At 38.0% G+C, this 26,284-nt stretch carries 23 protein-coding genes and 1 pseudogene; 13 read left to right on the top strand and 11 right to left on the bottom strand.

The features are described from left to right. Positions 1-235 precede the first annotated feature (235 nt). Positions 236-1,954 carry a SulP family inorganic anion transporter gene (locus P20495_RS13725; protein ID WP_008135055.1) on the top strand — a complete coding sequence of 573 codons (1,719 nt, stop codon included), beginning with the start codon at positions 236-238 and terminating at the stop codon, positions 1,952-1,954. 142 nt (positions 1,955-2,096) lie between these two features. On the opposite strand, the gene P20495_RS13730 is transcribed toward P20495_RS13725, so the two are convergent. Then, positions 2,097-2,711 carry a DNA-binding response regulator gene (locus P20495_RS13730; RefSeq protein ID WP_008135054.1) on the bottom strand — a complete coding sequence of 205 codons (615 nt, stop codon included), beginning with the start codon at positions 2,709-2,711 and terminating at the stop codon, positions 2,097-2,099. A gap of 33 nt (positions 2,712-2,744) precedes the next feature. Further along, positions 2,745-3,833, bottom strand: a complete 1,089-nt coding sequence (locus P20495_RS13735; RefSeq protein WP_008135051.1) for a sensor histidine kinase — start codon at positions 3,831-3,833, stop codon at positions 2,745-2,747. Positions 3,834-4,158: 325 nt separating this feature from the next. On the opposite strand from P20495_RS13735, the gene P20495_RS13740 reads away from it, so the two are divergent. The 4 genes and pseudogenes from P20495_RS13740 (at position 4,159) to queG (ending at position 8,376) form a co-directional block, all read left to right on the top strand. Then, positions 4,159-5,025 carry a DMT family transporter gene (locus P20495_RS13740; protein ID WP_008135050.1) on the top strand — a complete coding sequence of 289 codons (867 nt, stop codon included), beginning with the start codon at positions 4,159-4,161 and terminating at the stop codon, positions 5,023-5,025. Further along, the gene (locus tag P20495_RS13745) at positions 5,022-5,726 is read left to right on the top strand and encodes a glycerophosphodiester phosphodiesterase family protein (protein ID WP_008135048.1); all 705 of its coding nucleotides are present in this window, start codon (positions 5,022-5,024) and stop codon (positions 5,724-5,726) included. The genes P20495_RS13740 and P20495_RS13745 overlap by 4 nt, the downstream gene beginning before the upstream one ends. A gap of 60 nt (positions 5,727-5,786) precedes the next feature. After that, complete coding sequence (locus tag P20495_RS13750; protein ID WP_007376955.1) at positions 5,787-7,004, top strand: methyl-accepting chemotaxis protein; 1,218 nt, start codon at positions 5,787-5,789, stop codon at positions 7,002-7,004. 239 nt (positions 7,005-7,243) lie between these two features. Next, positions 7,244-8,376, top strand: a pseudogene (gene queG, locus P20495_RS20360) (tRNA epoxyqueuosine(34) reductase QueG). A 242-nt stretch (positions 8,377-8,618) separates the two neighbouring features. On the opposite strand, the gene P20495_RS13755 reads toward queG, so the two are convergent. The 3 genes from P20495_RS13755 to P20495_RS13765 all read right to left on the bottom strand — a co-directional run bounded on the left by P20495_RS13755 (position 8,619) and on the right by P20495_RS13765 (position 12,391). After that, the gene (locus P20495_RS13755; protein WP_008135043.1) at positions 8,619-9,746 is read right to left on the bottom strand and encodes a PleD family two-component system response regulator; all 1,128 of its coding nucleotides are present in this window, start codon (positions 9,744-9,746) and stop codon (positions 8,619-8,621) included. A 56-nt stretch (positions 9,747-9,802) separates the two neighbouring features. After that, positions 9,803-11,782, bottom strand: a complete 1,980-nt coding sequence (locus tag P20495_RS13760; RefSeq protein WP_008135042.1) for an ATP-binding protein — start codon at positions 11,780-11,782, stop codon at positions 9,803-9,805. Between the two features lie 120 nt (positions 11,783-11,902). After that, entirely contained in the window at positions 11,903-12,391 is a 489-nt protein-coding gene (locus tag P20495_RS13765; protein ID WP_033015403.1) for a GNAT family N-acetyltransferase, read from the bottom strand. A gap of 83 nt (positions 12,392-12,474) precedes the next feature. Here P20495_RS13765 and P20495_RS13770 point away from each other — a divergent pair, with 83 nt between their 5' ends. From P20495_RS13770 to P20495_RS13790, 5 genes are all read left to right on the top strand, one after another. Continuing rightward, a complete protein-coding gene (locus tag P20495_RS13770) occupies positions 12,475-13,047 on the top strand; it encodes a glutathione peroxidase (RefSeq protein ID WP_008135041.1) in 573 nt (190 codons plus the stop codon). Positions 13,048-13,132: 85 nt separating this feature from the next. Then, on the top strand, positions 13,133-13,414 hold the full coding sequence (locus P20495_RS13775; RefSeq protein ID WP_007376961.1) for a peptidylprolyl isomerase: 282 nt from the start codon (positions 13,133-13,135) through the stop codon (positions 13,412-13,414). Between the two features lie 849 nt (positions 13,415-14,263). After that, a complete protein-coding gene (locus P20495_RS13780; protein ID WP_007376962.1) occupies positions 14,264-14,614 on the top strand; it encodes a DUF2750 domain-containing protein in 351 nt (116 codons plus the stop codon). 146 nt (positions 14,615-14,760) lie between these two features. Next, complete coding sequence (locus tag P20495_RS13785) at positions 14,761-15,441, top strand: hypothetical protein (protein ID WP_007376963.1); 681 nt, start codon at positions 14,761-14,763, stop codon at positions 15,439-15,441. A gap of 148 nt (positions 15,442-15,589) precedes the next feature. After that, on the top strand, positions 15,590-18,163 hold the full coding sequence (locus P20495_RS13790; RefSeq protein ID WP_033015387.1) for a M1 family metallopeptidase: 2,574 nt from the start codon (positions 15,590-15,592) through the stop codon (positions 18,161-18,163). A 76-nt stretch (positions 18,164-18,239) separates the two neighbouring features. Here the strand turns inward: P20495_RS13790 and P20495_RS13795 are convergent, their stop codons facing one another. Both P20495_RS13795 and P20495_RS13800 read right to left on the bottom strand, forming a co-directional pair. Beyond that, positions 18,240-18,605 (bottom strand): hypothetical protein, encoded by a 366-nt coding sequence (locus P20495_RS13795; protein WP_007376965.1) that lies wholly within the window; start codon positions 18,603-18,605, stop codon positions 18,240-18,242. A 75-nt stretch (positions 18,606-18,680) separates the two neighbouring features. After that, positions 18,681-19,556: a hypothetical protein gene (locus P20495_RS13800; protein ID WP_008135037.1), complete on the bottom strand. Its 876-nt coding sequence runs from the start codon at positions 19,554-19,556 to the stop codon at positions 18,681-18,683. 157 nt (positions 19,557-19,713) lie between these two features. On the opposite strand from P20495_RS13800, the gene P20495_RS13805 reads away from it, so the two are divergent. The 3 genes from P20495_RS13805 (at position 19,714) to yjjG (ending at position 21,914) form a co-directional block, all read left to right on the top strand. Further along, positions 19,714-20,613, top strand: a complete 900-nt coding sequence (locus tag P20495_RS13805) for a phosphoribulokinase (RefSeq protein ID WP_007376967.1) — start codon at positions 19,714-19,716, stop codon at positions 20,611-20,613. A 64-nt stretch (positions 20,614-20,677) separates the two neighbouring features. After that, positions 20,678-21,223 (top strand): inosine/xanthosine triphosphatase, encoded by a 546-nt coding sequence (gene yjjX / locus P20495_RS13810; protein WP_086007036.1) that lies wholly within the window; start codon positions 20,678-20,680, stop codon positions 21,221-21,223. 13 nt (positions 21,224-21,236) lie between these two features. Beyond that, the gene (gene yjjG / locus P20495_RS13815; RefSeq protein ID WP_008135033.1) at positions 21,237-21,914 is read left to right on the top strand and encodes a pyrimidine 5'-nucleotidase; all 678 of its coding nucleotides are present in this window, start codon (positions 21,237-21,239) and stop codon (positions 21,912-21,914) included. A gap of 77 nt (positions 21,915-21,991) precedes the next feature. Here the strand turns inward: yjjG and lpxC are convergent, their stop codons facing one another. From lpxC to P20495_RS13835, 4 genes are all read right to left on the bottom strand, one after another. After that, positions 21,992-22,903, bottom strand: a complete 912-nt coding sequence (lpxC, locus tag P20495_RS13820; protein WP_007376970.1) for a UDP-3-O-acyl-N-acetylglucosamine deacetylase — start codon at positions 22,901-22,903, stop codon at positions 21,992-21,994. A gap of 106 nt (positions 22,904-23,009) precedes the next feature. Continuing rightward, positions 23,010-24,254, bottom strand: a complete 1,245-nt coding sequence (ftsZ, locus tag P20495_RS13825; RefSeq protein WP_007376971.1) for a cell division protein FtsZ — start codon at positions 24,252-24,254, stop codon at positions 23,010-23,012. A 21-nt stretch (positions 24,255-24,275) separates the two neighbouring features. Beyond that, entirely contained in the window at positions 24,276-25,508 is a 1,233-nt protein-coding gene (gene ftsA, locus P20495_RS13830) for a cell division protein FtsA (RefSeq protein ID WP_008135032.1), read from the bottom strand. Next, a complete protein-coding gene (locus P20495_RS13835) occupies positions 25,505-26,284 on the bottom strand; it encodes a cell division protein FtsQ/DivIB (RefSeq protein WP_008135031.1) in 780 nt (259 codons plus the stop codon). The genes ftsA and P20495_RS13835 overlap by 4 nt, the downstream gene beginning before the upstream one ends.

The raw sequence follows: 26,284 nt of genomic DNA, 5'->3' as shown, positions 1-26,284 counted from the left end.
AACTATAAAATGGCGCGCGTGTTATCACAACGCAAGCGTCATTTTTTATATCTGTAATTTAACTGTTTTTCAGCATAACAATCCCACATTAATTATCAGCTCGTGTTTTAAAGTAATTTAAAATCATTATTAATTTAAATCATCCCCATTTATTAAAATAACCCCGTGCCCGCTATACTTATTTGAATATTAAATTTACTATCAAAACGTTGTAACTATTAGCAGGAAAACTAAAGTGCTGTCGCGTTTATATAATTTTATGCCCGGTTTAAATACATTGCTGCACTATGAGCGACAATGGTTTGCTGATGATATAAGAGCGGCGCTATCGGTAGCTGCCGTAGCTTTACCTGTTGCCATTGCTTACGCACAATTAACCGGTGTTAACGCCGCCGTCGGGTTATATTCTTGCATACTGCCAATGATGCTATATGCTCTTTTTGGCACTTCTAAACAACTAATAGTTGGCCCTGATGCCGCAACCTGCGCCGTTATTGCAGCTGTAGTAACACCTCTTGCTGCAGGTGACAGCTTTAAGCATTGGCAACTTGTTGTCACCATGACCGCTATGACCGGCTTTTGGTGCTTTATAGCCAGTAAATTTAAGTTAGGTGTATTAGCTGACTTTTTATCTAAACCTATTTTAATGGGCTTACTAAACGGCGTAGCCATCACTATTATTGTTGGTCAATTTTCCAAAGTATTCGGTTTTACCTTTGACGAGCGCTACTTACTTGAACGCCTAGGTGGTGTGCCCACATACCTAGCGCAAACACATGTTCCCACCTTATTAATGGCCTTGTTTACACTTGCTGTTTATTTTGCCATGAAGCGGATAAAGCCCACTTGGCCTTCGTCTATGTTCGCCATTACATTCGGTGCGCTTTTGGTATGGATTTTTGATTTAAAACAATTTGATATAAAAACTATTGGCACCGTAACTGGCGGGCTTCCTGTTTTTAATGCCCCTGTTTTTGATTTAGGGATTATTCGTGAGCTGGTGGTACCCGCACTTAACTTAGCCATTGTGAGCTTTGTAAGTATGATGCTAACTGCTCGTAGCTTTGCAGCTAAAAACGGCTACGACATAGACGCCGATAAAGAATTTAGAGCGCTAGGTATTGCCAATATAGCGTCAGCTCTTTCGCAAGGTTTTGCCGTCAGTGGCGCCGATTCTCGCACCGCTGTTAACGATGCAACGGGTGGTAAAACGCAGTTAGTGTCTATAATAGCCGCTGCCATTATTACGCTCATAGCTGTATTTTTAACAGCCCCACTTGAATTTATTCCAAGTGCAGCGCTAGGTGTTGTGCTTATAATTGCCTCAGTTCATTTACTCGATTTAAAAGCGGTTTGGCAATTAAAGCGAAAAGATAAACAGGCATTTTATCTAGCCTCGGCCACCTTACTTGCGGTGTTATTTATTGGTGTTATCCCTGGCATCACGCTTGCTGTATTACTGGGACTATTTCAGTTTATCCGCACAGTAATGCGTCCAACTGACAATATACTAGGCGTAGATATAAACGGAGTTGTAAGAAGTTTAGATGCAACAGATAAAGCAAAAGCAGTGCAAGGCGTGTTTATTTATCGTTTTAATTCCCCTCTAACTTACTTTAATGCCAGCTACTTTAAACGCAGATTACTAGAGCAATACGCAAGACAAAAAGACGACACTCAGTGCGTAATAATTGATGCTGTACCCTGCTTTACTCACTTAGATTTAAGTGTAATGGCCATGCTTGCCGACTTAGACATTATATTTAAAAAGCGTGATATAAGGCTTGAATTAGCAGGTAGAAAACGCCAACTGCTTTCATGGTTTGAAATTGCAGGAATGACATCAGGTAAAGAAGGTATATACATCCACTCCGACTTATATATCGCCTTAAAAAGGAACAGCGTAAGCCAGCACTGTTTAGAAGTTAGTTTATTCGAATCAGCTCAAAACTAACGTACTACATAAATTTATTAGGAAAAAATACTGTCACCAACCGCTCCTAGACATATAAAATGAAGGGCATGAGGGAAATACATAACTATTATAATTAGTCTGTTTTTTTGCTTTAAAATATAGGGCTATGTTCAGCCCTATTTTATAGCCATCCTTTTTGTTTCGCTATACGTGCTGCATCTATTCGGTTTGTGGCATTTAATTTAGCTATAGCATCCGAGAGATAATTACGCGTAGTTCCCTCGCTTATAAACAACTGCTTGGCTATTTCACTCGTTTTAAGACCGTCACTTGCAAGTTTAAGTGCTTTGCGCTCTTTATCTGTAAGTGGATCGGAGTCATCTAATGCATTAATAGCAAGCTCTGGGTCTATTACTTTTTGACCTTGCATTACTTTTTTAAGGGCATTTATTAATTCTTCACTTGGTGCTTCTTTTAAAATAAAGCCTTTAACACCCGCCGAAAGTGAACGTCTGATGTAACCCGCGCGGGAAAACGTAGTCATTATTACTACTTTAATTGATGGGTGTTTTGCAGCTATTTGTTCACTTAGTTCAATGCCATTTATATTTGGCATTTCAATATCGCTAAGTACAATATCTGGTAGTAATACGTTTGATAAACTAGATAGATGATCAAGTGCAGCTTGTCCGTCGCACGCCTGGCCTATTACTTCTATATTAAAGTCGAGACTTAGTAATGCCGATATAGCATCGCGAACTAACCCTTGGTCTTCTACTAAAAATACTTTGATCATACTTTTTCCTTTACTTGGTATTTTTAACTTTGCTTATGGCAAAGGAATGTGTGCTGTCAGTTTAAATCCATTTTGAATTTCAAATTTCACTTGGCCATTTAATTTTGCTACGCGCTGTTTAATACCCGTTAAACCATTGCCAGGAGTGACATTTTCACAATCACCGTTATTAAATATATTTAGCGTTATGCTTTGTTTAGTTGATGTGAGATTAATATCGCATTGATTGGCTTTACTATGACGTAAAATATTCGTCACGCTTTCTTTAATAATTAAACACAGCTCGCTTTCTATTACTGCAGGTAACACCTGTAAATTAAGCGTTACATTAGTGATAATGTTTTGCTCCTCTAAGCGCTGTTTTAGTTGCTCAACTTGCCCTGTCAGTTGCTGCTGTTTTAAATCGGTTACAGCGTGACGAACATCTGATAAAAGCGCACGGGCTAAATCGGCTACTTGGGTAATTTCATTTCCAGCTTGTTCAAACCGCTCAGCGTTATGTAATTTGTTGGCAAGCTCGGCTTTTAGAGCTATTGATGAAAGTGAATGGCCTAAAATATCATGTAAATCACGAGCTATTCGCTCTCGCTCTGCAATTGCTGCTAATTGCTCTAGTTGGTTTGCATTTTCTTGTTCACGCTTTTTATATTGACGCTCCCTTCTTGCTGCAATGCCGTAGCTAAATAATGCAGCACATAAGATTAAAGCAATCGCTAAAAAGTACTGAACCTTTCCTATATCACCAATATATGCGCTTAATAAAACTGAGAATATAATCGCTAATGCGGCATAAACTCTTTGATGCTTGCTGTATGCATAGCCTGCTATATAGGCTACAAAGCCAAACAAGGTAGGAGTGCCAGTGCTGTAAAAAGTAGCACTGAAGCAAATTAATAGCATTGCTACAAATAACTTAGTTACACCAGTACCTTTACAATTTATTGCCTTTACATATAAAAGAATAAAAGCAATATAAAAAGCTAAAGAAATAACGATTTGCTCACTCGTGAAATGAGCAAAATCGATTATCATCGGAAGTAAGTAAAAGCCAGTAAAAATTAGATGTCCATATTTCCAAAAACCTTTATCGCTTTGCTTAGAAAAGACACTAAGTGAACTCATGCTAATACCTCTGGTATATTATTTTTATTTATAATTTTGTTTTTATTACTAAATATAAATAACACGAAAATACATATCAGCATAAAGCAATATGCGTCACTAATAGTAAAATTTAATGTTTCTAGCGCTTCACTAAGAGTCAAACTAAATAAAATTAAGGAATTCATAACTACCTCCAATTAAGTAGAGTAATTATGCCAGTGTGCAAAAATAATGTGAGTGTGGAATGTCATTAACTTTACTGACATTTGTCATGTATTAAAAAATCATCTCAAGAATTTCTAACCGATGCTAATATGCTAAAAAAGCATAACAAGGAAACTAAATGCAACCCCAACAGCAAAGCCTGCTTTATTTACATATTGCCGTATTACTTTTTGGCGGAACCGCTCTATTTGCAAAGCTCATTGGTTTAAATGCACTTGATATAACCGTCTATAGAACCGCAGTTGCTGGCATTGCGATTTGGTTTTTGCTAAGTATGCAAAAAAAGCCTATTAAGCTTAATAAACCTAAAGATTATTTAATGGCTATATTGCTCGGTGTGGCGGTAGGTATACATTGGGTTACCTACTTTGCAGGTATGCAAATGGCGGGTATAACAATTGGGATGCTCGCATTTTTTAGTTATCCAGTAATTACTGTATTTTTAGAGCCTTTATTTAATAAGAGTAAACCCAAAGCTAAAGATATACTTAGTGCAGCGGTGGTTATATTAGGTATTTACCTTCTTGTCCCTACTGCCAGTTTAGGTGATGACGTAACTCTTGGAGTGATAACAGGCGTAGTGTCAGCATTCTTTTTTTCAATAAGAAACATCACTCACAAACGTTACTTTAGCCAATACGGTGGCCCACAAACTATGTTTTATCAAACCTTGGTTGCAAGCCTTATGCTATGTGCATTTATAAAAGTACCTGTGTATGAAGTAAGTAACCATGATTTGTTATTAATTTTGATTGCAGGGGTAATATTTACAGCTACGCCTCATTCACTATTTGCAGCCAGTTTAAAACATTTATCTGCAGCTACTGCGGGGCTCATTTCTTGCCTTCAACCTCTCTATGGCACACTATTAGCGATTATTATAATACATGAACGCCCATCAGCAATGACACTAATAGGTGGCACATTAATTGTTAGTGCCGCCTGCTTTGAAACTTGGTCAATCACAAAAAAGGCACGTAAATGAAAGTATTTGCACACAGAGGCGCAAGCGGACATTTCCCAGAAAACACTAAAAGTGCTATTTTAGAAGCGCTAAAAATAGGTGTAGATGGCATTGAAGTAGATATACAAAGTGCTATTGATGATTACATGTTAATCCACGATTCATGGCTTGATAGAACGACTAATGGCACAGGTAAGGTCAATGAATTTGACGCTGTAACAATAGCCAAGCTTGACGCGGGAAATGGTGAGTATGTACCTAACTTACAGCAGTTATTAGATTGGAATAACGATAAAACATTACTCAACCTAGAGCTTAAGCATACTTTTGAACTTGAAAAACTTGCGACTCAACTTGAATACAATATAAGCATGGGAAAAATATCACGTACCAATGTTTTAGTATCATCGTTTGATCACCATCAATTACTGTGGCTTAAAAACCGTTTACCATGGTTGAAAATAGGCGTACTAACGTCTTCTATACCTATAAGCTATGCAAAATTTGCTGAAGATTTAAATGCCTATAGTGTGCATGTAGATAAAAATTTTGTTAATAAAGCATTTGCTAATGATGCAAAGCAACGCGGACTAAAAATTTATGCCTACACGGTAGACAAAGAGCAAGATATAGCACTAATGCTCGAATATGGTTTAGATGGGATTTTTACCAACTACCCGGCACAAACTAAAGCATACTTACTATCGTTAGATCATAGTTAAACACATCTATACTCCTTACATAGAACGTAAGAGCACTAATACCATAAAGGTTTCAGTAAAATGAGTAGCTACATGAAAATTTATAATTACATCGAGCAGACCTTCTTTTTCACATTAACACGTAAAATTGTAGGCAATCTAAGTTTTGTATTTCTATTTCAAGCCATCACTCTGTTTTGGTTGTACCAAAGCCTTAGCGAACAACAAAGTACAGAGCTATTTTGGCTTTTAACACTAGTAATTGTTATGGGGTTTGGTTTTACACTTTCGTATATGCGTTTTTTAATCGTGCGTCCTATTACCGCGATGCGCGATACACTAATAAAAATAAACCAACAAGATGCTAATTTAGCCGCAAAACTTCCACATTTTTCGTATGATGAATTTAGAGATTTAAGTACCCAATACAACACTTTCACCACTCACTTAGGCGAACTACTAAATACAACTTACAGTAGCGCTGAAGCCAGTGCCAATAGTAATAAAGCCGTTACCGAATCAATGAAAAATACGGACAACTCAAGCGAGCAACAAATACATTTAAGCCACAGTATAATTAATGCGAGTATGCAAATAACGCAAAGCTTACAAAACATAGTCATTAATACCGACAGTGTCCATAACGTTAATAATGAACATCTAAACTTTGTAAAACTCTCAGCTAAAGAGCTTTCAGCGCTTGTCGAACAAGTTAAATTAATCACTAATATGCTAGGTAGTTTTTCAAATACGGTCGCAGGTTTAAAAGAAAACAGTGAAAATATACGTAGTATTTTAAAAATGGTTGAAGAGTTTTCAGATCAAACCAACTTATTAGCACTCAACGCTGCAATAGAAGCAGCCCGAGCAGGTGAAGCTGGACGAGGCTTTGCTGTAGTTGCCGATGAAGTCCGTACGCTTTCTATAAAGGTAAGTGGCGCAACAAGACAAATTAGTGATTTTATTACCCAAATGAATGAGCTAGTAAACGAAACAAATAAAGAGTCAGAGCAACTGATCACCCACTCTAATAGCGCACAAAGTGCAATTAGTGCAACGTCTGACGGGTTTAGCAAGATGCTTAATGAATTTGAGCAAAATCAGCAACAATTGAAGCAAATAGCCAGTGCCGTGCATCTGCTTGAGCAAACACAAACTCAAACTCATCAATCTGTTGAGCAAATTGTAGAGCTAGGTGAGCAAGCTAAGCAATTAATCGACACTGCTGTGGCCGATAGCGAAAACTCTCAGCAGCTAAGCTTACAAACTCAACAACAGTTAAAACGTTTTGTACTGTAGCAAAACGTTTTAACTTATTAGAGCCTGTTGGTCTTTTAGGATTAAAATTTTTTCTACCTAGAGACAGCGCATGGTAGGCATCTATGCTGCGTTATCGACTATTTATGGGGAACAACCATACAACATAGCTTTGCCTTACTTAAAAACCAAACTCACTGCTTTAAATTCAACCCGAAAGATAAACAAGCCCTAGTAAATATGGTAAATTACGCAGCTATTAATTTAAGTGTGTAAAGTGTGTGAGCAACCCAACCCCAGACTATGAAAAATTAGCCCTGCAAATAAAAACCTGGGGACAAGAGCTTGGCTTTAGCGAAGTGGGTATTACCGATATTGACCTAAGTAAGCACGAGGCTCAACTGCAACGTTGGCTTGATGCTGGCTTTCATGGTTCAATGGACTACATGGCTTCACACGGCATGAAACGCGCTCGCCCAGCTGAATTAGTACCTGGCACACAGCGTGTAATATCAGTAAAAATGAATTACCTCCCACCCGATGCTGGCTTTGCAAAAACCTTAAAAATAAAGAAAAAGCATATATAAGCCGATACGCACTGGGTCGTGATTATCATAAATTAATGCGTAATCGATTAAAAAAACTCGGCCAAAAAATAGAACAAGAAATTGGTGAATATGGCTTTAGACCCTTTGTAGATTCAGCCCCAGTACTTGAACGTCAACTCGCCGAAAAAGCGGGTTTAGGTTGGCGTGGTAAGCATTCTTTATTAATTAATCAAGAAGCAGGATCGTGGTTTTTTTTAGGCGAGCTATTTATTGATTTACCACTGCCAATAGACGCCGAAAACACCTTTGAAGGCTGCGGTAAATGCGTTGCCTGCATCACTCTTTGCCCAACAGGCGCAATTGTAGAGCCTTATGTCGTTGACGCACGTAAATGCATATCGTACTTAACAATAGAGCACCAAGGGCCCATTCCTGAGCAATACAGGACTTTATTGGGTAATAGAATTTATGGCTGCGATGATTGTCAGTTAGTATGCCCTTGGAATCGTTATGGCCAAATTACTGACGAAAACGATTTTCACCCGCGCACTCAATTAAAAGACAAAGATTTACTTGAGTTGTTTGCTTGGGATGAAGCTACTTTTTTAAAAAATACCGAAGGCAGTCCTATTCGCCGTATTGGTCACGAACGTTGGTTACGTAACTTAGCAATAGGGTTAGGTAATGCACAATTTAGTCCCGCTATTATTTACGCCTTACAAGACAAAAGCCAAATATGCAGTGAACTTGTTTTAGAGCATATTGAATGGGCACTTTCCCAACAAAATGATAAACAACGAGTAGCGCTTCGTAAAACAGCTAGGTTAATCAGAATTGTAGAAAAAGGCTTACCCAGAGATGCATAATGCAGTTGATGTAAGCCTTTAAAGTAACATTATTTAGTTAAATATATTTAGTCTGAACTCTGGTTAAGAGATTTACTAACATTTGAATAATAACTATATTTAAACTTATTCCCTCTAGCCAGAGACTTCCAGTAAAACAGGCGAACTTGCATGTCAATCGCGGGCCTATTGCAAGAAAATTCAACGCAGTCAGTGCTGAACAAACTGCTTAAGATAGATTTATTATCCAGTCCTCAGGTTACTTAGCTCTTTAAAAGTAATGACAGGTCTTGTTCAATCTCAGCAAAAGAGGCTTTAACTTCTTGAACTGACTCCTCTCTTGCAATTGAATTTTGAATTGTTTCATCTACTTTTTTGTAAATAAAAACCTCTTGGTCCTCATCTAATCCCATTGTTGGTATTCGCACTTCAAGATCTTCTTGTAGTTGCTTAAAAACTCTTTCGTTATTTTTACGATTATCGTTAAGTAAGCCAATTAAACTATGAAATTTACTATGTACGGAATTTGCGACCGTATTTAGTCGTTCTTGCTGGGATACAAGTATTCTTTTGGTCATTATTGCTCGTAATTGCTGCTCTGTAACACTGACAATAAAACATACGTGGTCACGAATTCGTCCATGCTTATCTGGATCATGATCCGGCATATTTAAAACCAGCAAGCTTATGTATTCGTAGTTAACCAAAATTCGATGTGAAAATTCGTGCAACCGACCTTTACTTTTAAGCATTTCAAATAGTTCAATAACAATCGGTGAACAAACCCCATGTAACGCAAAATGCTCTATAACATTCGCATATCGAAACTCTACGTTACTTTGCAAATTAAAAGACTGTAGACAATCTATGAGCGCTTTTCCTAAACTTTGGGGATCATTTATAAAACCAATATTTTCAACATAATTAACTATTTGCCCCATTTCACTACTGTTAGCCATCGCATTAAATGCTGTAGAAGTTGCATCTTCAACTTGTTTTTCAAGACTCTCTTTCTCTACCAGCACTTGATTCAAATTATTTAATTTAGACTTGAGTTCGTCATGTCCAAACGGTTTAACAATATAATCTTCTGCACCAACAGAGTAACCTTCCATACGTTCCTCAACCGTCCCCCTTGCTGATACAAACATCACAATTATATGCGCGGTATTTGGGTTGGATTTAAGGCTATTACAGACTTCGTAACCATTCATTTGTGGCATACTCACATCCAGCAATATAACCTGAGGCATATAGTCCTCTACCATACTCAAGCACTCTGGACCGCTAACGGCTACCTTTAATTCAAAATCGAGGTCCTCCAGAATCTCTTCTATAATTTCAAGATTAAAGGGTTCGTCATCCACTGCGAGTATTTTTGTTAAAGCCATCGTTTCATCATCCATTTAAATTCTAAATATGCTACTTCAAACACTTGTTTAAAAAATTAACTGCTTTGCAGTGCTAAGTGTTCGTCTAGGTTTATTTTAAGTGGTATTTGTATACAAATAGTAGCGCCGCCATTAGTGTTATTTAAGGCTGTAATATTACCTTGATGCAAAGAAACAAACTCCCTACATAATGCAAGGCCTAACCCTGTTCCACCAGCTCCGCTATTGGTTTTACTGCTTTGTACAAATTTAGTGAAAATGTCTTCAAGTTCATCCTCAGGTATACCAATACCATTATCGATAACGGCTATTACTGCAAACTCGTTCTCAGATGCCAATTCCACTTTAATTTTACTTTTTGGCTCACTAAACTTTAATGCGTTACCTAATAAATTACACATTAATTGATTAATTTGTTCCTCATCACACAGAGCGACTACCGGGTTAGACTGCACTGAAAAAATGATTTCAATCTCTTTTTCCATTGCAGTTCCAGCGACATCATCAATACTCGTTCTAATGATATTAGCTAAATTATGTGTTCTAGGATTGAAAGGAAATTTACCCACATCAAGCTTGGATAGATCCAGTAAATTATTAAGTAATGAAAGTAACCGTTCTCCACTGGATTCAATTCGAGACAAGTACTTAAATAATTTTTCTTCCGCAAAATCACCAACCTCTAATTTATTTAAGCCAAAACGAGAAAAGCTTAAAATTGAATGCATTGGTGTGCGAAGTTCGTGAGACATGTTTGCTAAAAATTCTGATTTACTCAAATTGGCGGCTTCAGCCACATTTTTAGCGTGCTCTAACTGTGAGGTACGCGCCCTAACTTGTTCTTCTAAAATATCTTTTGCTTCAAGTAGCAACTCTTCTTTTTGTTTTAAGTGCGTTACATTTTTAAAAATAACTGCCAGCGCAATTTCACCATGGTGATCTATTTCATTAAAAGATCCCACAAGAGGTATATAACCCCCTAGTGTTTTTGTTAAACGTAAATCGCAACTAAACTGTCGATTACTATTTAAAGTCAAAATTTTATCTTTAATTCCTGCGCTTGAATCAACATCTAAAAAATCAAAAAGAGACTTACTTTCTAATTCATTAAACGGTAAATCAAATAGCTTTAAGCAAGCATCATTCGCTTCGATAACTTTACCACCGCGCTCAAATAACATAATTGCATCGGGTGTATGCTTATAAATAACTTGTAATAAGCTATCCTTTTCAATAAGCGCATCTACGGTGTCTTGAAGCCTTTCTACTAACTCTGCATTATGTCGTTTCAATAATTCGGTTTGCCATAGCTTATGGACCGACTGCAAAAGAATACTATCGTTAAGGGGTTTAATGAGTACATCTTCAACTCCCTCACGAATAGCCTCAATCATGGACACTTGATCAGGGCGTGACGTAAAAAGTAAACACCTACAATGTGGCTGCTTTAATTTTAGGCTAGAAAATATACCCAACCCAGTTACATCACCAAAACTAAAATCACTAATTAATATATCAATTTTAGTATCAACGGATATTGCCAATACTTCATCTAAATTTGTCGCGGTGTGGGTGTTTATATGAGCGCCTACTAAGCTGCTTTTCATTTTTTCAAGACGCTCAGGTATATGATCAACCAGTAAAATAGTGGGTAATTGAAGAATATGGTTAGAGCCAAGCTCTAATAAACTCTCAAGTAGAGAAGTTATCTCCTTATTAGAAAAAAATGGGTAAACTACAGTTGCATTAGCAACAGCATGATTAAGCTCACTAAATGCGTTTAGTTGTTCACCATTTTCAGCTTTTGGAGCAAGCAACATAAACCGTGATTGTGAGACCTTAGCAATCAACGGTTCAATAGAAATAACAGGTACTCCATGCGCCACTATAATTAAATCATACGCATCAACATTTATATGCATATCGAGCATAGAAAAATGAATTAATTCAACCTCACATCCAATTAACTCTAAAAGTACTTTTACTCGCATTGCGATAATAGTGCTGCTGTCTACTACTAATATTTTCCGAATCATCAAGCTACACTTTAAAAATAATTAACTTAATATATTAATAGCGTAGCCTATTATTGTTTAGTTAGCATAGGTTCTTAGCGTTATTTCATAAGAATTTTTTACCTAAAAGAGATACGAACTTTATTCTACATGTTTTCCGAAAATAGTAAGGCTATAAAGCTTACTATCCATCATAGCGACATTGGGTAACTCTCCCCAAACATCGAAGCCAAAATGTTTAAATAGATTTACACTTGGTAAGTTGTGGCTAAAAATAAATCCTAGCAATACGCGTATATTTAGTTGTTTAGCTTGGATTTGTGCAAATTCCATCAACTTTTTGCCAAGCCCTTTACCTTGTGCTTTTGCGGTAATATATATGCTCATTTCAACAGTACCATCGTAAGCTGGGCGACCATAAAATGATTTATAACTAAGCCATGCGAGTATTTTGTTATTCTCACAGTAAACATAAATAGGTCTTTTTTGTGTATGGCTATTAAACCACTCACGCTTTTCTTCAACGGTCACTTCTTCAGTGTCAGCAGTCACCATTCGACCAGCAATAGTCTCGTTGTAAATTGCTACGATTTCGCTAAGATCATTTATAGTTGCTAAACGGGTTGTCATAATAGATTGCATGGTTGATCAATTTTCTCCATATTAGCGTATGATCATCCACTCAAACAATCGTAAAGTTTAGGTCGTTAGCTATGCTAAAAAAAATATTACTCGGGTTAGGGGTTTTATTAATAAATACACCACTTCATGCTCAAACAGAATCAATTGATAAGCACGTGGCCACAACATGCCAAGATTTTACTAACGTCAATATACGTAAGTTACGTTCTGAAGAGTCAATCAACTTATGTCAGTTTAAAAATAAGCCTTTATTGATCGTTAATACAGCCAGTAACTGCGGTTTCACACCTCAATTTAAAGGTTTAGAAGCACTTTATAAACAATATAAAAGTCAGGGGTTAGTTGTCTTAGGGTTTCCTTCTGACGATTTCTTTCAAGAAGAAAATGATGAAAAAGCGACAGCTAAAGTCTGCTTTATTAATTATGGGGTTACTTTTCCTATGTTTGCTACCAGTGAAGTACGAGGCAGTGATGCCAATCCTATTTTTAAACACCTAAATGAGCAAACTAGTTCCCCTAATTGGAATTTTTATAAATACCTAGTATCTGCAGATCGCAAAACAATTTTACGATTTAACAGCAAAGTGTCACCTGACTCAGAAAAGATGATTACGGCAATTGAAAATACACTTTCTAATAATTAAGTTTATACTGGTACAATTAGTTGAAACTAACTAGAATGACATTTCATTAGGTTAAAAAAACACCACATAATAAGCGGGAGATTTTATGACAGTGGCAAGCGCACGACACATATTAGTAGATAGCGAAGCACAATGCTTAGACTTAAAAACAAAAATTGAACAAGGTGAAGATTTTGCTGAATTAGCAAAAAACCACTCTAACTGTCCTTCAGGTCAAGATGGCGGCGCCCTTGGCGAGTTTGGACCGGGCATGATGGTACCAGAATTTGATAAAGTGGTGTTTTCTGCGCCTATTAACCAAGTACAAGGCCCAGTACAAACACAATTTGGTTATCATTTACTTGAAGTTACTAGCCGTTCAGAATAAATTTTTGTATTGTAAGTAAAACTTCTAAAAGCCGCTTTTGCGGCTTTTTTAATGAGCAATTAATACCAACTTTCTTATACCAACCCGCAATAATACTTAATCAATCTGCGATATTAAATCTGACGCTAGCTACGTTAAAAACTTCTGATATAGAACAAATAACGAAATTTTTCCTTGTTATCGACACGATTTTCTTACTTCAAAATAGATTATTTAATTAAGCGAATTGGTATTATATATTGAGTCTATTTAACGATAAGAAAACTGCGCTAGAACTAGGCAAAAATTTTTACTAATATATTGAACCATAATGGTATTTAAATTTATTGTTCTCTAAGAGCTATTTAATCGCGGCGTGAGTTTTATAACCTAGTGGGCTAAGTAAAAAAACCGAGCAACAAAGAGTAAATAGCTCTAGACAGAACCTTACAGGCAGCTCATGTTTAACCTCGAAAGATAAACAGGTCCTAGCCAGAGGTTTTCAGTGAAAACAAGGCAAGTTTACGCGCCAATAGTGGGCCAATTACAAGTAAGTTCAACGCAGTTAGCGTTAAAAATAACTGACTAGGGTAAGTTTATTATCCAGAATTCAGATTACTTACGCTTTAATTTCATAAAATGAACATATTGTTGAAACATTAAACTATTTAACTGCCCATTTAACTGGTGATGAATTTAAAGGCTGTGAATGCTTCAACATCAGTTTATACTGCCCGCTTGATTGGATTTGCTTTCGTTTGTTGACTCATTTTTGACAACATTCGTAATTTATTGCTTGTCATAAGTAATATAACCAACGCCAAGCAGCTATAGATACTAATCCTAGTCACTAATTAAAAAGGTAAACACATGAGCGATATCGAAATTGAATCACAACTAGTTAACTTTGTAGAAAAAGTACGTGTTAGCGAAGTAATTTGGGCGCTAGGTGCAGAAGATAATGGCTTTGTAGTATGTGATTCAAATCAATTTGACGAAACTGACGTATTACTACTTTGGGAAAGCGAAGAAGCTGCCAAGGCACAATGTAAAGAAGAATGGAAAGACTACAGCCCTGTAGAAATTAATCTTGACGAGTTTTTAGATGCTTGGGTTGAAGATTTAAGCGAAGATAACGCACTAGTTGGTATTAATTGGAATGATGACCAAGTATGTGTGGAAATTGAACCTGTTGGTCTAGCTCGCGCATTAAGCGAATAAACAGATAGCGTAGCTTATTATAAAGTTACTAAAACCCAACAAGTCCGCTGCTCGTTGGGTTTAATTGATTTTAATCTCAACGACACTCGCATCTTACTGTGGTTTGAGTATAAAATATAACACGTCTTTATTTTCAAGGTATTGCGTTGAAAACCCATCTTGGCCGTCGTCCTTTTTCAGCTATGGAGCTGCATACACTTTATAATGGATATATATACGGTGATGTTAAAGTTATGCGCGAGCAACCAAAACATTGGCACTTTTGGCTGCCCTTAATTTCATATTATAGTGGTGCTTACAGTGACGAAATTGGTTACTTAACACTTGATGATCTAATTTTTAAACAAAATATTTTATGTTTTAGTTTTCATACTCACGGAAAAATAAAGCCCCGCTTAGTCCCTGTACACAAAGCGCTTATAAATTATGGTCTTAATGAATATATAGCGTTTATTAAATCGCAAAATCAACACCGATTGATGTTCGACTTGCCCGCAAAAACTGGCAGGTACAGTGAAAAAGTGCGTATTTGGTTTTCAGGTGAAGGTGAGCGAGCCGGCTATTTACAAAAGTGTGATATACCAAATGTTGATCAACTCGGCATGAAAACAGCAATAAGCAGCTTACGCCTCAACTTTGAGCAACAAGTTCGTATACATGCTCTGCAGGCTAACTCAAAAGACGCCTTTAATTACCTCATGGGATTTAACGAATATTCACATAATGAATTTAACAACGTGCTTTTATTAAATAACGTGATCCAAAAAATACGTGTTATTAACTCACACCTGCATTGGCAACGTTTTATAACACGTGAAAGTCACTGACAAACTTTGTTACTATTTCCCCTTAAAGTCACTGTTATAATCAATTACTCTATTTAAAAAAGCTGTTAGGATATCCACATCCCTAATTATATACGCATAAAAAAGCCTATTTAGGGTAATTTCTAACAACAACAATCTAGGGATCATTATGTTTCTCAAAAGCCTCTTAACTGTGAGCGTTGCGCTGGCAATGAATGCTGCAAACGCTAACGAATTTGTTATCGAAAAACTCGCAAAACCAAGCTCGCAAAAAGTATCGCTAACACTCGACCCAAGCCAAGATACATTCACAGGGATGACAGAGATTTCCCTAGAAGTACTAAAACCAACAAAATACATTGAGCTAAATGGCGTTGCTTACGCTGTTAAAATGGCGCAACTGCTTGGCGACGAAAGCTGTGATTTAAACAACGAAATGCTTAAAACAGGCAAAGTTAAATTTAGTTGTGATGAGCAAATTCAACCAGGTAAATACACGCTTAAAGTTGATTTTTCAGCGCCATATAATCGCCAAAGCGTAGGCTTGTACAAAACGCTAGACCAAGGTACGCCTTATTTATTTACTCAGTTTGAAATGAGCGACGCACGTCGTGCGTTTCCTGTTTTTGACGAACCTAGCTATAAAATTCCATTTCAGTTAACGATTACTGCGCCTACATCACAAAAAGTATATTCAAATACGCCTGAGCTTAAAGCAATCGTTAATGGTGATATGACCACACACTACTTTGATAAAACGCCGCCAATTCCTTCATACTTAGTCGCTATGGCTGTTGGCCCGTTTGAAGAATTAGAAATAAAAGGTATGCCAATTCCTGGTCGTGTAATTACCCCACAAGGTAAAATCCACTTAGCCCAATACGCTAAAGAAAACATGCCAAAAGTACTAGGCGCACTTGAAGCGTATTTTGGTATTCCTTACGTTTACAAAAAATTAGACTCAGTAGCGGTACCAGAGTTTCCATTTGGCGCAATGGAAAACTCCGGCTTAGTAACCTACCGAGAAGATATTTTATTAGTTGATCTAGCTGCAGCAACACGCAGTAAAAAACAGCGTAATGTATCAATTATAGCTCACGAACTTGCTCACCAATGGTACGGTAACTTAGTAACCATGAAGTGGTGGAACGACTTATGGTTAAACGAAGCGTTTGCTAGCTGGATGGCTGCAAAAATTACTAAGCAGCTTAACCCTGAGTTTGAATCGCACTTAGACCTGCCACAAAACAACGTAATGGCACTTGATGCACGCCTAAGCACTAAGCCTATTCGTAAGCCAATTAAAACTGAAGCCGACATTATGGACGGTTTAGGTCTTGCTTACAGTAAAGGCAGCTCAGTACTTGCTATGGTTGAAAACTGGATTGGCGAAGATGCATTTCAAAAAGGTATTCAAAGTTACTTAAAAGAGTTTTCATTTAAAAATGCTGAAGCAGCCGATTTGTGGGAAGCACTTGGTAAAGCTTCAAATAAAGATGTAGCGGGTGTTTTAAAATCGTTTATTGAGCAATCTTCTTTTCCGCTGGTTGAAGTAACTCAACAAGGTAGCAAAATAACTATTTCACAAAGCCGCTTTGTAAACGCAGGCGTTGATGCGCAAGAGCAGTTATGGAATGTACCGGTGGCAATTAAATATGGCGCTGGCGATAAAGTAAAAACAGCAAACGTATTACTTAATAAACAAAGCCAAACGCTAGACTTAGACTTTGAACCAGAGTGGATTTATCCTGACCAAGGAGCACTAGGCTACTACCGCTGGGTAATGGATGACGCACAATTTAGCGCACTTGTTAAAAAGGCGCCAAGCGTATTGAGTGACCGTGAACGCTTAGCGCTGTTATCGGCTACTGACGCGCTACTTGATGCTGGTGTTATATCTGCTGCTAAGTTAATGCAAACACTTGAAGTGTTCGTAAGCGATAGACACCCTCGCGTAGCAAATACCGCACTAGGTTACTTAGTATCGCAACAGCGCACTTTTAAAGACGATAGCAATAAAGACCTATGGCCTGAATTTATTCGCGGTGCAGTAACGCCTGCTGCTAAAAAGTATGGTTTAGAAGCAAAAGCGGGTGAAGATGGTGCTATTGCACAACTTCGTGCAGCCGTTGTATCACGCTTAGGTTTTGATGGTGAAGATCAAAACGTCATCAATAAAGCCAAAGAACAAACGCAAGTTTATTTAAATGATCCACAAAAAGTAGACCCATACTTAGCGGGTACGTACTTAACTCTTGCTGCTTTTCATGGTGACAAAGCGCTGCTTGATCAATTCATGACAACGTTCAAAACAACTAAAGATCCGCAAGTGCGCACAAACATGCTTGCAGCTATGGGCTTTTTTGGTAAACCTGAGTTACAAAAAACAGTATTAGCTTATAGCTTAACGGATGAAGTAACGGCATCTGACATGCGTACTATTTTGTCAGGTCAAAGTTACACAGATGAGCGCCAAGCATTATTTATTGATTGGGTTTACAGTAACTACGATAAAGTAACAGCAAGCTTACCGCCGTTCTTTATACCTAACTTACCTTACTTTACAACGACGAGTTGTAATGCAGAAAGCTTAGCGACAACAAAAACCTTCTTTAACGAAAAAGTAGCTGATGTAGCAGGCTACGCGCGCACATTAAGTAAGCTTGAAGAAAGCACAAACGATTGTATTGCGCTTAAAACACGCGAACTTGAATCGGTTAATAGCTTCTTAAAAAGTAAGTAATTATTAGGTTTATTGAGCTATAAAAATACAAAAGCCGCTGAATATAAATTCAGCGGCTTTTTACATTTATGTTTTATTAATTACCAATAATCATAGTTAGCTTAGCTATAAAGTCTTTTGCTGCTTGCTCAGAGTTTATTTTAAATGCCACACCATAGTGAATAGGTTGAGCGCTTTTAAAAATACGCGTAGGAAAGCGTGTCATCTCACTGCTATGAAAGTACCCTTGCGCACGCGTTACGCCATCAATATCATTAAAGTCATCGCTAAACACCTCAAATGCTGGGCGAATTACTATTTTACCCTTGCCGCTTTCGCTGTGGGTATAAAATGCTTCTTTAGAGTTTACTAACATGTACTCTGCAATATTTTTAATCTTAAAATTACTTCTGCACTGTAATTTAATAAGCTGCTCTGTCAGCTCGTCTGCACTATAAGCCACGTGTAATCCCTATTAGTTAATTTGCGCATTAGATTAACGCATACACACAATAAAATCTGAATTTATTTGTCTGCTTTACTTTGTTATATCACATACAAAAGCGAGCTTTTCATTGTTGTAACTCATTCTTGTTATATTTTTTTCGCAGTAGGTGCTTAAATTAAGCCATTGCGATATTTCATCACTTCCATCAAGTTTACGCTGATAAACGCGGTTTTTAATAGCATAAGCAATGGTCGTATTATCTTTTAAAATAAAATCTTGAACTTGAGCCGGTAACCTTAATAGGTCTTCAACTTGTTTATCTTGCGGATTAAAACTCGCTAAAATGTGTTGCTCGTTTTTAGTGTAACTAAATAAAAATGCAGCCATTGAGTTGTTATAAATAAGCGTTCGCCCAATATTACTGGCTGCTATTTCCCCCTTCGCTTGTGCAACAGAAGTATATTGAAGAGTATGAGGCTTTCCTAAAATGAACATCACTAAATCATTTTGAACACCCCATGCATGGTACCCAACAGGTTCAATCCAATCAAAAATACGACTTGGCGCATCTTCATTTTTGAGTGGGTATTGCCACAATTTTTGCTTACCGTCAGCTTCTACAACAATCGCTGATATCGCATCACCACTTGGCATAACCGTTGGTGAATATTCGCTTACTGGAGAATTAGTTATATTGCTGATTTGTTTTGATGTTAAGTCATAATAAGCAATATCGGTTTGGCTTTGCTCATCAGTAATTACTTCATGAGTAAAGTATAAACCTGTATTTGTTAAATGTGGCTGGTTGTTATAACTGTTTTTATCACTCACAATACTAACTTGTACCCCATAAGGCGTATTTAAATCAGCAAGTAATACTTGGCTTTTTGGCATGCTAGCCTGCACCACAATTGGGCTAAGCGCTGCTATAGAAAATAATCCAAGTAATGGTTTAATAAGTTTCATGCTTTCTCTCGTTTTAATTTTAAGCACCTCATGATAACGTTATTTGCTGATGGCGTCACTTGAGCTAAGTCAGTCAACTCTTAAGATACCCAAACGACTTAAAATAATGTTAAGTTTAGTCTGGTTATAAAATCGGCTCCTAAAAAAGAGAATTAACATGTCAGCTAAAAATCCTATTATTGCGATTACGGGTTCGTCTGGTGCAGGCACAACCACCACAACCAATGCAATTAAACATATTTTTCGTAGCCTTAATATTGAAGCGGCTTTTATCGAAGGGGATAGCTTTCATCGTTACACTCGCCCTGAAATGGATAAAAAAGTACGCGAAGCACAGCAAGAAGGTAAGCACATAAGTTACTTTGGCCGAGAAGCCAATGACTTTGGTGCCCTCGAAACTTTATTTAATCATTATGGTGAAACTGGGCAAGGTAAATTACGCCGCTATTTACATACATTTGATGAAGCGGTTCCGTACAATCAGTTACCGGGCACCTTTACTCCTTGGCAAGAGCTTGAGCATAATACTGATATTTTATTTTATGAAGGTTTACACGGTGGTGTAGTCGATCAAGATGTAGACGTTGCTAAGCATGTTGATTTATTAATAGGCATGGTGCCTATTATTAACCTTGAGTGGATTCAAAAACTGATACGCGATACCTCTGAGCGAGGTCATTCACGTGAGGCTGTTATGGACTCAATTGTCCGTAGTATGGATGATTATATTAATCACATCACGCCACAGTTTTCTCGAACTCATATAAATTTCCAACGAGTGCCGACCGTTGATACTTCAAATCCATTTAGCGCTAAAGATATTCCATCGCTTGATGAAAGCTTTGTAGTTATTCGCTTTAGAGGTATTGATGATGTTGATTTTCCTTATTATTTACGCATGATCGAAGGCAGTTTTATGTCTCGTATAAATACGCTTGTAGTACCTGGTGGCAAAATGGGCTTAGCAATGGAGCTGGTTCTTACTCCACTAATTAAAGATATTATTTTGAAAAAGCGTGCACTGGAAAACTTAGCACCTCTGGATATACCTATTTAACTCCTCTTCTAAGGTTGGGTTCTCTCACGTACACTGCTGATTTTTAGTAACAATAAGGGACATTGTGTTGTACTCATTAAAAATTATTGTGGGTTCTAAAAACCCTGTAAAAATTAACGCGGCTAAATATATTTTTGCAATGTATTTCCCTGATCATGAAATTGATTGCCAAGGTGTTGATGCCCCATCCAATGTGCCCGATCAACCTATTGGCGAAGACGAAACACGCATTGGCGCGCAAAACCGCGTTGATTACTGCAAAGAACATTACCAAGCTCACTATTACGTGGCAATGGAAGGCGGTGCAGAGCAGTTTAGCTATGGCCCAGCAACCTTTGCCTATGTAGTTATTGATAATGCCTTAAATCAAGTTGTAGGGCGCAGCAGTAACCTCCCCTTACCTCAAGTACTTTATAATGCATTACTTAAAGGTGAAGAGCTTGGCGATGTAATGGACAAGGCATTCAATACCACCAATATTAAGCAAAAAGGGGGCGCTATTGGACTACTTACAAACAATCATGCCACGCGTGAAAGTACGTATACACAAGCACTCACTTTAGCTATGGCGCCATTTTTACACTCTGAGCTATACAGCCAAACAAATTAATTTAGGAAGTTTAATGAAATACAGCTATGTATTGTTTGACGCAGACGAAACCTTATTTAGGTTTGATATTTTAGCGGGCATGACTCGCATGTTTAAAGCTTACAACGTAGATTTTAGCCAAGACGATTATATTCATTATCAAAAAACCAATAAGCAGCTGTGGATTGATTATCAAAACGGTTCTATAACTGCTGATTACTTACAAGTAACTCGCTTTAATGAATGGGCTGCAAAGCTAAATGTGCCAGCAAAAGAGCTAAACGATGCTTTTTTAGATGCTATGGCGCAAATTTGCGAGCCATTACCTGGCGCTATAGAACTTTTAAATAAGCTTAAGCCAAATGCTCGACTAGGTATTATTACTAACGGATTTGCCCGCCTACAAACAGTACGTTTAGAACACACTGGTTTAAAAGATATGTTTGAATGGTTGGTTATATCTGAGCTTGTTGGCATAGCAAAACCGAATAAAGCGATTTTTGAACACACATTTGAGCTAATGGGTAACCCAGATAAAAGCGAGATGCTTATGGTCGGTGACACCGCAGCAAGTGACATACTTGGCGGCAACAATGCAGGTATTGATACTTGCTGGTTACAACACCCTGGTGAGCAATTACCCGACGGAATAAAACCAACCTATACCGTAACTCATTTAAATCAGTTACAAGCTATTTTAGAATTGCAATAAAGTAAATTTTACGCAAAAAAATGACGCTAATTAGCGTCATTTTTTATAACTGTTTGCGAACTGTACTTTTATTACTTTTAGGCTGGAGCTAACTCAAGACCGGGTGCAGGCATCGTCACAGGCGTTTCAAATGTTGCCCACTCCCATGCTGACTCTGTAGCCATAATTTTACGAAGTAATTTATTATTTAAATCATGACCCGATTTAAATGCGGTTACTTTACCTAAAAGGTTATGACCTGTCATAAACATGTCACCAACACAGTCTAATATCTTGTGCTTAACAAACTCGTCGCTATAACGTAAACCATTAGGATTTAAAACTTTGAATTCATCAAGTACCACAGCACTATCCATACTACCACCTAGTGCTAGGTTGTTTGCATGCATGTATTCAATATCTTTCATAAATCCGAAAGTACGCGCACGGCTAATTTCTTCAATAAAGCTTTGCGTTGTTATATCTAACCCTATACGTTGGCGACTTTCGTTGATAGCTGGGTGGTTAAACGCAATCTCAAAGTCGATATGAAAACCATCATAAGGTTCAACTTCAGCCCATTTATCACCTTCTTCAATACGTACTTTTTCTTTAATACGAATAAAGCGTTTAGCAACATTTTGCTCTTCAATTCCGCCTTTTTGTAACAGATATATGAATGGTAATGCACTACCATCCATAATCGGCACTTCTGAGCTGTCTAATTCTACAATTAGATTATCAATGCCCATTGCAGCAACGGCTGCAATAAGGTGCTCAGTAGTCGATAAGCGAACGCCATCTTTGTTAATTAAACAAGTACACAATTGCGTATCACCAACGGCTTCAGGTGTTGTTTCAAAATCAACAACCGGATCAAGGTCGACACGACGAAATACAATCCCAGTATTTGCGCTCGCAGGTCGGAGAGTTATTGTGACCTTCTCACCTTTATGAAGTCCAATTCCTATGGCTTTGACTATTTCTGCAATCGTACGCTGTTTAATCATAGGTTCGCTCACTTTTAAATCAGTTACAGTTAGACGGCGGAGTTTAACATAAATCCTTTTGCCTTTCAATATCTGTACATATTTCAAACAAAAGTATTATTAAATGTTAATCTGCCTGCTTACGTAAAAAAGCTGGAATATCAAAATAATCACCGCCTTCTGATTTATCCGCTTTTTTACCGCTTTGCGCTGAAGAGCTCGAACTACTTGAACTCGTTGAAGGCGCTTTTTCTTTGCTTTGCGTTTGTGCTTTAGCAGCATTTTCTTCAGTGTTTGTGTCTTGGCTTGCAAAGCTTGGTACGTACATACTACTTGCTTGGTTTGATGTGCTTGCAACATCAGATCCTGATGCCTTTTTAAAGCCATTATCAACAATACCAAACTGTGGACGACGATCACCGCCTAAACCTGTTGCAACAACCGTTACACGTAGCTCATCAGTCATTTCTGGGTCGATTACCGCACCAACAACAACCGTTGCGTTTTCTGACGCAAGTGCTTTAACGTGATTGCCAACAATTTCAAATTCTTCAATCGCAATGTCCATACCGGCGGTAATATTAACCAAGATGCCTTTAGCACCTGTTAAATCAACGTCTTCTAGTAGTGGGCTTGAGATAGCCGCTTCTGCAGCCTCCTGTGCACGATCAGGACCTGACGCAGACGCCGTTCCCATCATTGCAGTACCCATTGCAGACATTACTGTACGTACATCGGCGAAATCCACGTTAATTAAACCAGAACGTGTAATTAGCTCTGCTATACCCTGTACCGCACCAAATAATACGTCATTAGCTTTAGCGAAGGCATCTAGAAGAGTAGTCCCTTTTCCTAAAACCTTAAGTAATTTATTGTTCGGAATTGTAATAAGCGAATCTACAATTTCTGACAATTCATTAATGCCTTGATCGGCGGCTGCTGCACGTTTTTTACCTTCAAAATCAAAAGGACGTGTTACAACTGCAACTGTTAAAATACCGAGCTCTTTAGCAATTTTAGCAACAACCGGTGCTGCACCAGTACCTGTACCACCGCCCATACCTGCAGCTATGAATACCATGTCGGCGCCTTCAAGGCTGGCACGAATTGTATCGGCGTCTTCTTCAGCCGATTTACGGCCTACTTCAGGATTTGCGCCCGCACCTAACCCTGAGGTTATTTGCGTGCCTAATTGAACTGTAATATCGGCAGCAGAGTTACGTAATGCCTGTGCATCCGTATTAGCAGCAATAAAGCGTACGCCTTCAATCTGTTGTTTTACCATGTGCTCAACAGCGTTACCGCCGCCGCCGCCCACGCCTATCACTTTTATGACAGCTTCTTCGCTGTGTTGTTCCATTATATCAAACATATTTACTCTCCGACTTGAGCATTAAAACTCGCCTTGAAACCATTTTGTAACACGGTTCCATAAATTATTGTTCCCTTCTGCTTTCGACTTTTGTGCATTCATCGATTGCATTGTACGTCCGTATTGTAACAAACCAACAGCAGTTGCGTACGAGGGATCATCTACATAGTCTGTCAAACCAACTATCCCAATTGGTTTTCCTATTCTAACTGGCATTTGGAAAATGTCTTCTGCCACTTCCATTGCACCAGTCATTTTAGCAGTACCACCTGTAACAACGAGGCCTGCAGCAATTTGATCTTCTAAACCAGAACGACGAATCTCTTCCATCGCAAGCTCAAATAATTCTCTAAAACGAGGTTCTACTACCTCTGACAATGTATGGCGTGACATCAATCTTGCTGGTCGTCCGCCAACACTTGGTACTTCAATTGTGTCTTCGCTACTTGCCATTTGGCTACTAGCACATGCGTATTGTACTTTGAGTGACTCTGCATGTGATATAGGTGTACGAAATATTTTTGCAATATCACCTGTAACCTGATTACCAGCAACAGGAATAACGGCAGAATGGCGAAGTGCACCATTAATATAAATGGTGATATCCATAGTACCGCCACCAATATCAAGTACTGCAACACCTAGCTCTTTTTCGTCATCTGTTAATACAGAATAACATGATGCTAGTGCGGTAAAGATAAGTTGATCGACTTCAAGACCACAACGTTCTACACATTTTTCAATGTTTTTTGCCATATCGCTTGAGCAAGTAATGATATGTGCTCGCGCTTCCATACGCACACCACTCATACCAAGTGGGTTTTTAATGCCCTCTTGCATATCAATACTGTATTCTTGCGGCAATGCATGCAGCATTTTACGCTCTGCCGAGATAGGCACAGAGCGTGCAATATGAATGACATTTTCAATATCTTCATCGGTCACTTCAGTGTTGTTAATAGCCACTACACCACTCTCGTTCTGGCACTGAATATGCTTACCAGAGATACCAAGGTACACAGAACTAATACGACAATCAGCCATTAACTCAGCTTCGTCTATAGCTCGTCGAATAGACTCAGATACCAAGTTTAAATCGTTAACGCCGCCTTTATCCATACCACGAGACACTTGGCTGCCCACACCAACAATACTGAGTTTGTTATCTGCGGTGATTTCACCTACCGTGGCAACCACTTTCGAGGTACCAACATCTAATCCAATCACGAGGTTTCTTTCTGCTGACTTAGTCATGCCTTACTCTTATTTTGTAATTGTTCTTCTTGCATCGGCTTAAAGCTTACTGCAAGGCCGGTATCATACCGTAAATCGATTGTATCTATCTGTGCATTTTCAGGATGTTCCATTCTCGGGTAAACATCTATAAAGCGCTGAACTCGCTTGGCTTTATCTTTACGCCCTAAATTTAAACGTACACCATTATCTAACCACAGTTGCCATGAAAAACGCTCAGACAACGCTAAACTATTTAATGTTAACGCATTCACTTTAAGCATTTCATCAAACTGTTTAAAAGCTAACCATGCTTCTTGTTCACTGCCTTCTGGCCCGAATAACTGCGGTAAATCTACATTTAGTTTATCGCTACTAGCCTGAAAAGCTTCACCTTTTTGATTTAGTAATAAATCACTATTCCAATGTGCCACAGCATCATGCTCAACAACATATACTTGCAAAGTATCTGGCCATTGTTTACGTACGGATACTGTCGCAACCCAAGGTAAATCTTGCACCAGTTGTTGCACATGTTTTACATCAAGTTCAAAAAAACTACTTAAATCGGCTCTTTTTATTGCTTTTATTATTGCCGTTTCATCAGTGTACTTAGGATGCCCTTGCACTGTTAAATGCTTAATTTGAGCATCTTTGTTTTCAACTAACCAATGCGAAACCCCCGCCGTGATCTGTATCAAGCCAATCACAACAATTAGAAAAAAGCTCACACCAAAAATGAGCGACCAATTTAGTTGCTGTTTGATTTTCTGAGCTTTTTCTAAAAGGGGGTGCAT

This window comes from Pseudoalteromonas sp. BSi20495 (assembly GCF_000241185.1).
Classification (GTDB): Bacteria; Pseudomonadota; Gammaproteobacteria; order Enterobacterales; family Alteromonadaceae; genus Pseudoalteromonas; species Pseudoalteromonas fuliginea.
Note: the sequence above shows the minus strand (reverse complement) of the source record. Positions and strands in the feature narration are given on the sequence as shown.

What these genes read in the sequence shown, in the direction of transcription:
- P20495_RS13740 (WP_008135050.1), top strand. Translation starts at nt 4,159, where the DNA reads ATGCAACCCCAACAGCAAAGCCTGCTTTATTTACATATTGCCGTATTA.
- P20495_RS13760 (WP_008135042.1), bottom strand. Translation starts at nt 11,782, where the DNA reads ATGATTCGGAAAATATTAGTAGTAGACAGCAGCACTATTATCGCAATG.
- P20495_RS13735 (WP_008135051.1), bottom strand. Translation starts at nt 3,833, where the DNA reads ATGAGTTCACTTAGTGTCTTTTCTAAGCAAAGCGATAAAGGTTTTTGG.
- P20495_RS13775 (WP_007376961.1), top strand. Translation starts at nt 13,133, where the DNA reads ATGACAGTGGCAAGCGCACGACACATATTAGTAGATAGCGAAGCACAA.
- ftsZ (WP_007376971.1), bottom strand. Translation starts at nt 24,254, where the DNA reads ATGTTTGATATAATGGAACAACACAGCGAAGAAGCTGTCATAAAAGTG.
- P20495_RS13800 (WP_008135037.1), bottom strand. Translation starts at nt 19,556, where the DNA reads ATGAAACTTATTAAACCATTACTTGGATTATTTTCTATAGCAGCGCTT.
- lpxC (WP_007376970.1), bottom strand. Translation starts at nt 22,903, where the DNA reads ATGATTAAACAGCGTACGATTGCAGAAATAGTCAAAGCCATAGGAATT.
- P20495_RS13770 (WP_008135041.1), top strand. Translation starts at nt 12,475, where the DNA reads ATGCTAAAAAAAATATTACTCGGGTTAGGGGTTTTATTAATAAATACA.
- yjjG (WP_008135033.1), top strand. Translation starts at nt 21,237, where the DNA reads ATGAAATACAGCTATGTATTGTTTGACGCAGACGAAACCTTATTTAGG.
- P20495_RS13765 (WP_033015403.1), bottom strand. Translation starts at nt 12,391, where the DNA reads ATGACAACCCGTTTAGCAACTATAAATGATCTTAGCGAAATCGTAGCA.
- P20495_RS13805 (WP_007376967.1), top strand. Translation starts at nt 19,714, where the DNA reads ATGTCAGCTAAAAATCCTATTATTGCGATTACGGGTTCGTCTGGTGCA.
- P20495_RS13790 (WP_033015387.1), top strand. Translation starts at nt 15,590, where the DNA reads ATGTTTCTCAAAAGCCTCTTAACTGTGAGCGTTGCGCTGGCAATGAAT.
- P20495_RS13745 (WP_008135048.1), top strand. Translation starts at nt 5,022, where the DNA reads ATGAAAGTATTTGCACACAGAGGCGCAAGCGGACATTTCCCAGAAAAC.
- P20495_RS13780 (WP_007376962.1), top strand. Translation starts at nt 14,264, where the DNA reads ATGAGCGATATCGAAATTGAATCACAACTAGTTAACTTTGTAGAAAAA.
- P20495_RS13750 (WP_007376955.1), top strand. Translation starts at nt 5,787, where the DNA reads ATGAGTAGCTACATGAAAATTTATAATTACATCGAGCAGACCTTCTTT.
- P20495_RS13730 (WP_008135054.1), bottom strand. Translation starts at nt 2,711, where the DNA reads ATGATCAAAGTATTTTTAGTAGAAGACCAAGGGTTAGTTCGCGATGCT.
- ftsA (WP_008135032.1), bottom strand. Translation starts at nt 25,508, where the DNA reads ATGACTAAGTCAGCAGAAAGAAACCTCGTGATTGGATTAGATGTTGGT.
- P20495_RS13755 (WP_008135043.1), bottom strand. Translation starts at nt 9,746, where the DNA reads ATGGCTTTAACAAAAATACTCGCAGTGGATGACGAACCCTTTAATCTT.
- P20495_RS13835 (WP_008135031.1), bottom strand. Translation starts at nt 26,284, where the DNA reads ATGCACCCCCTTTTAGAAAAAGCTCAGAAAATCAAACAGCAACTAAAT.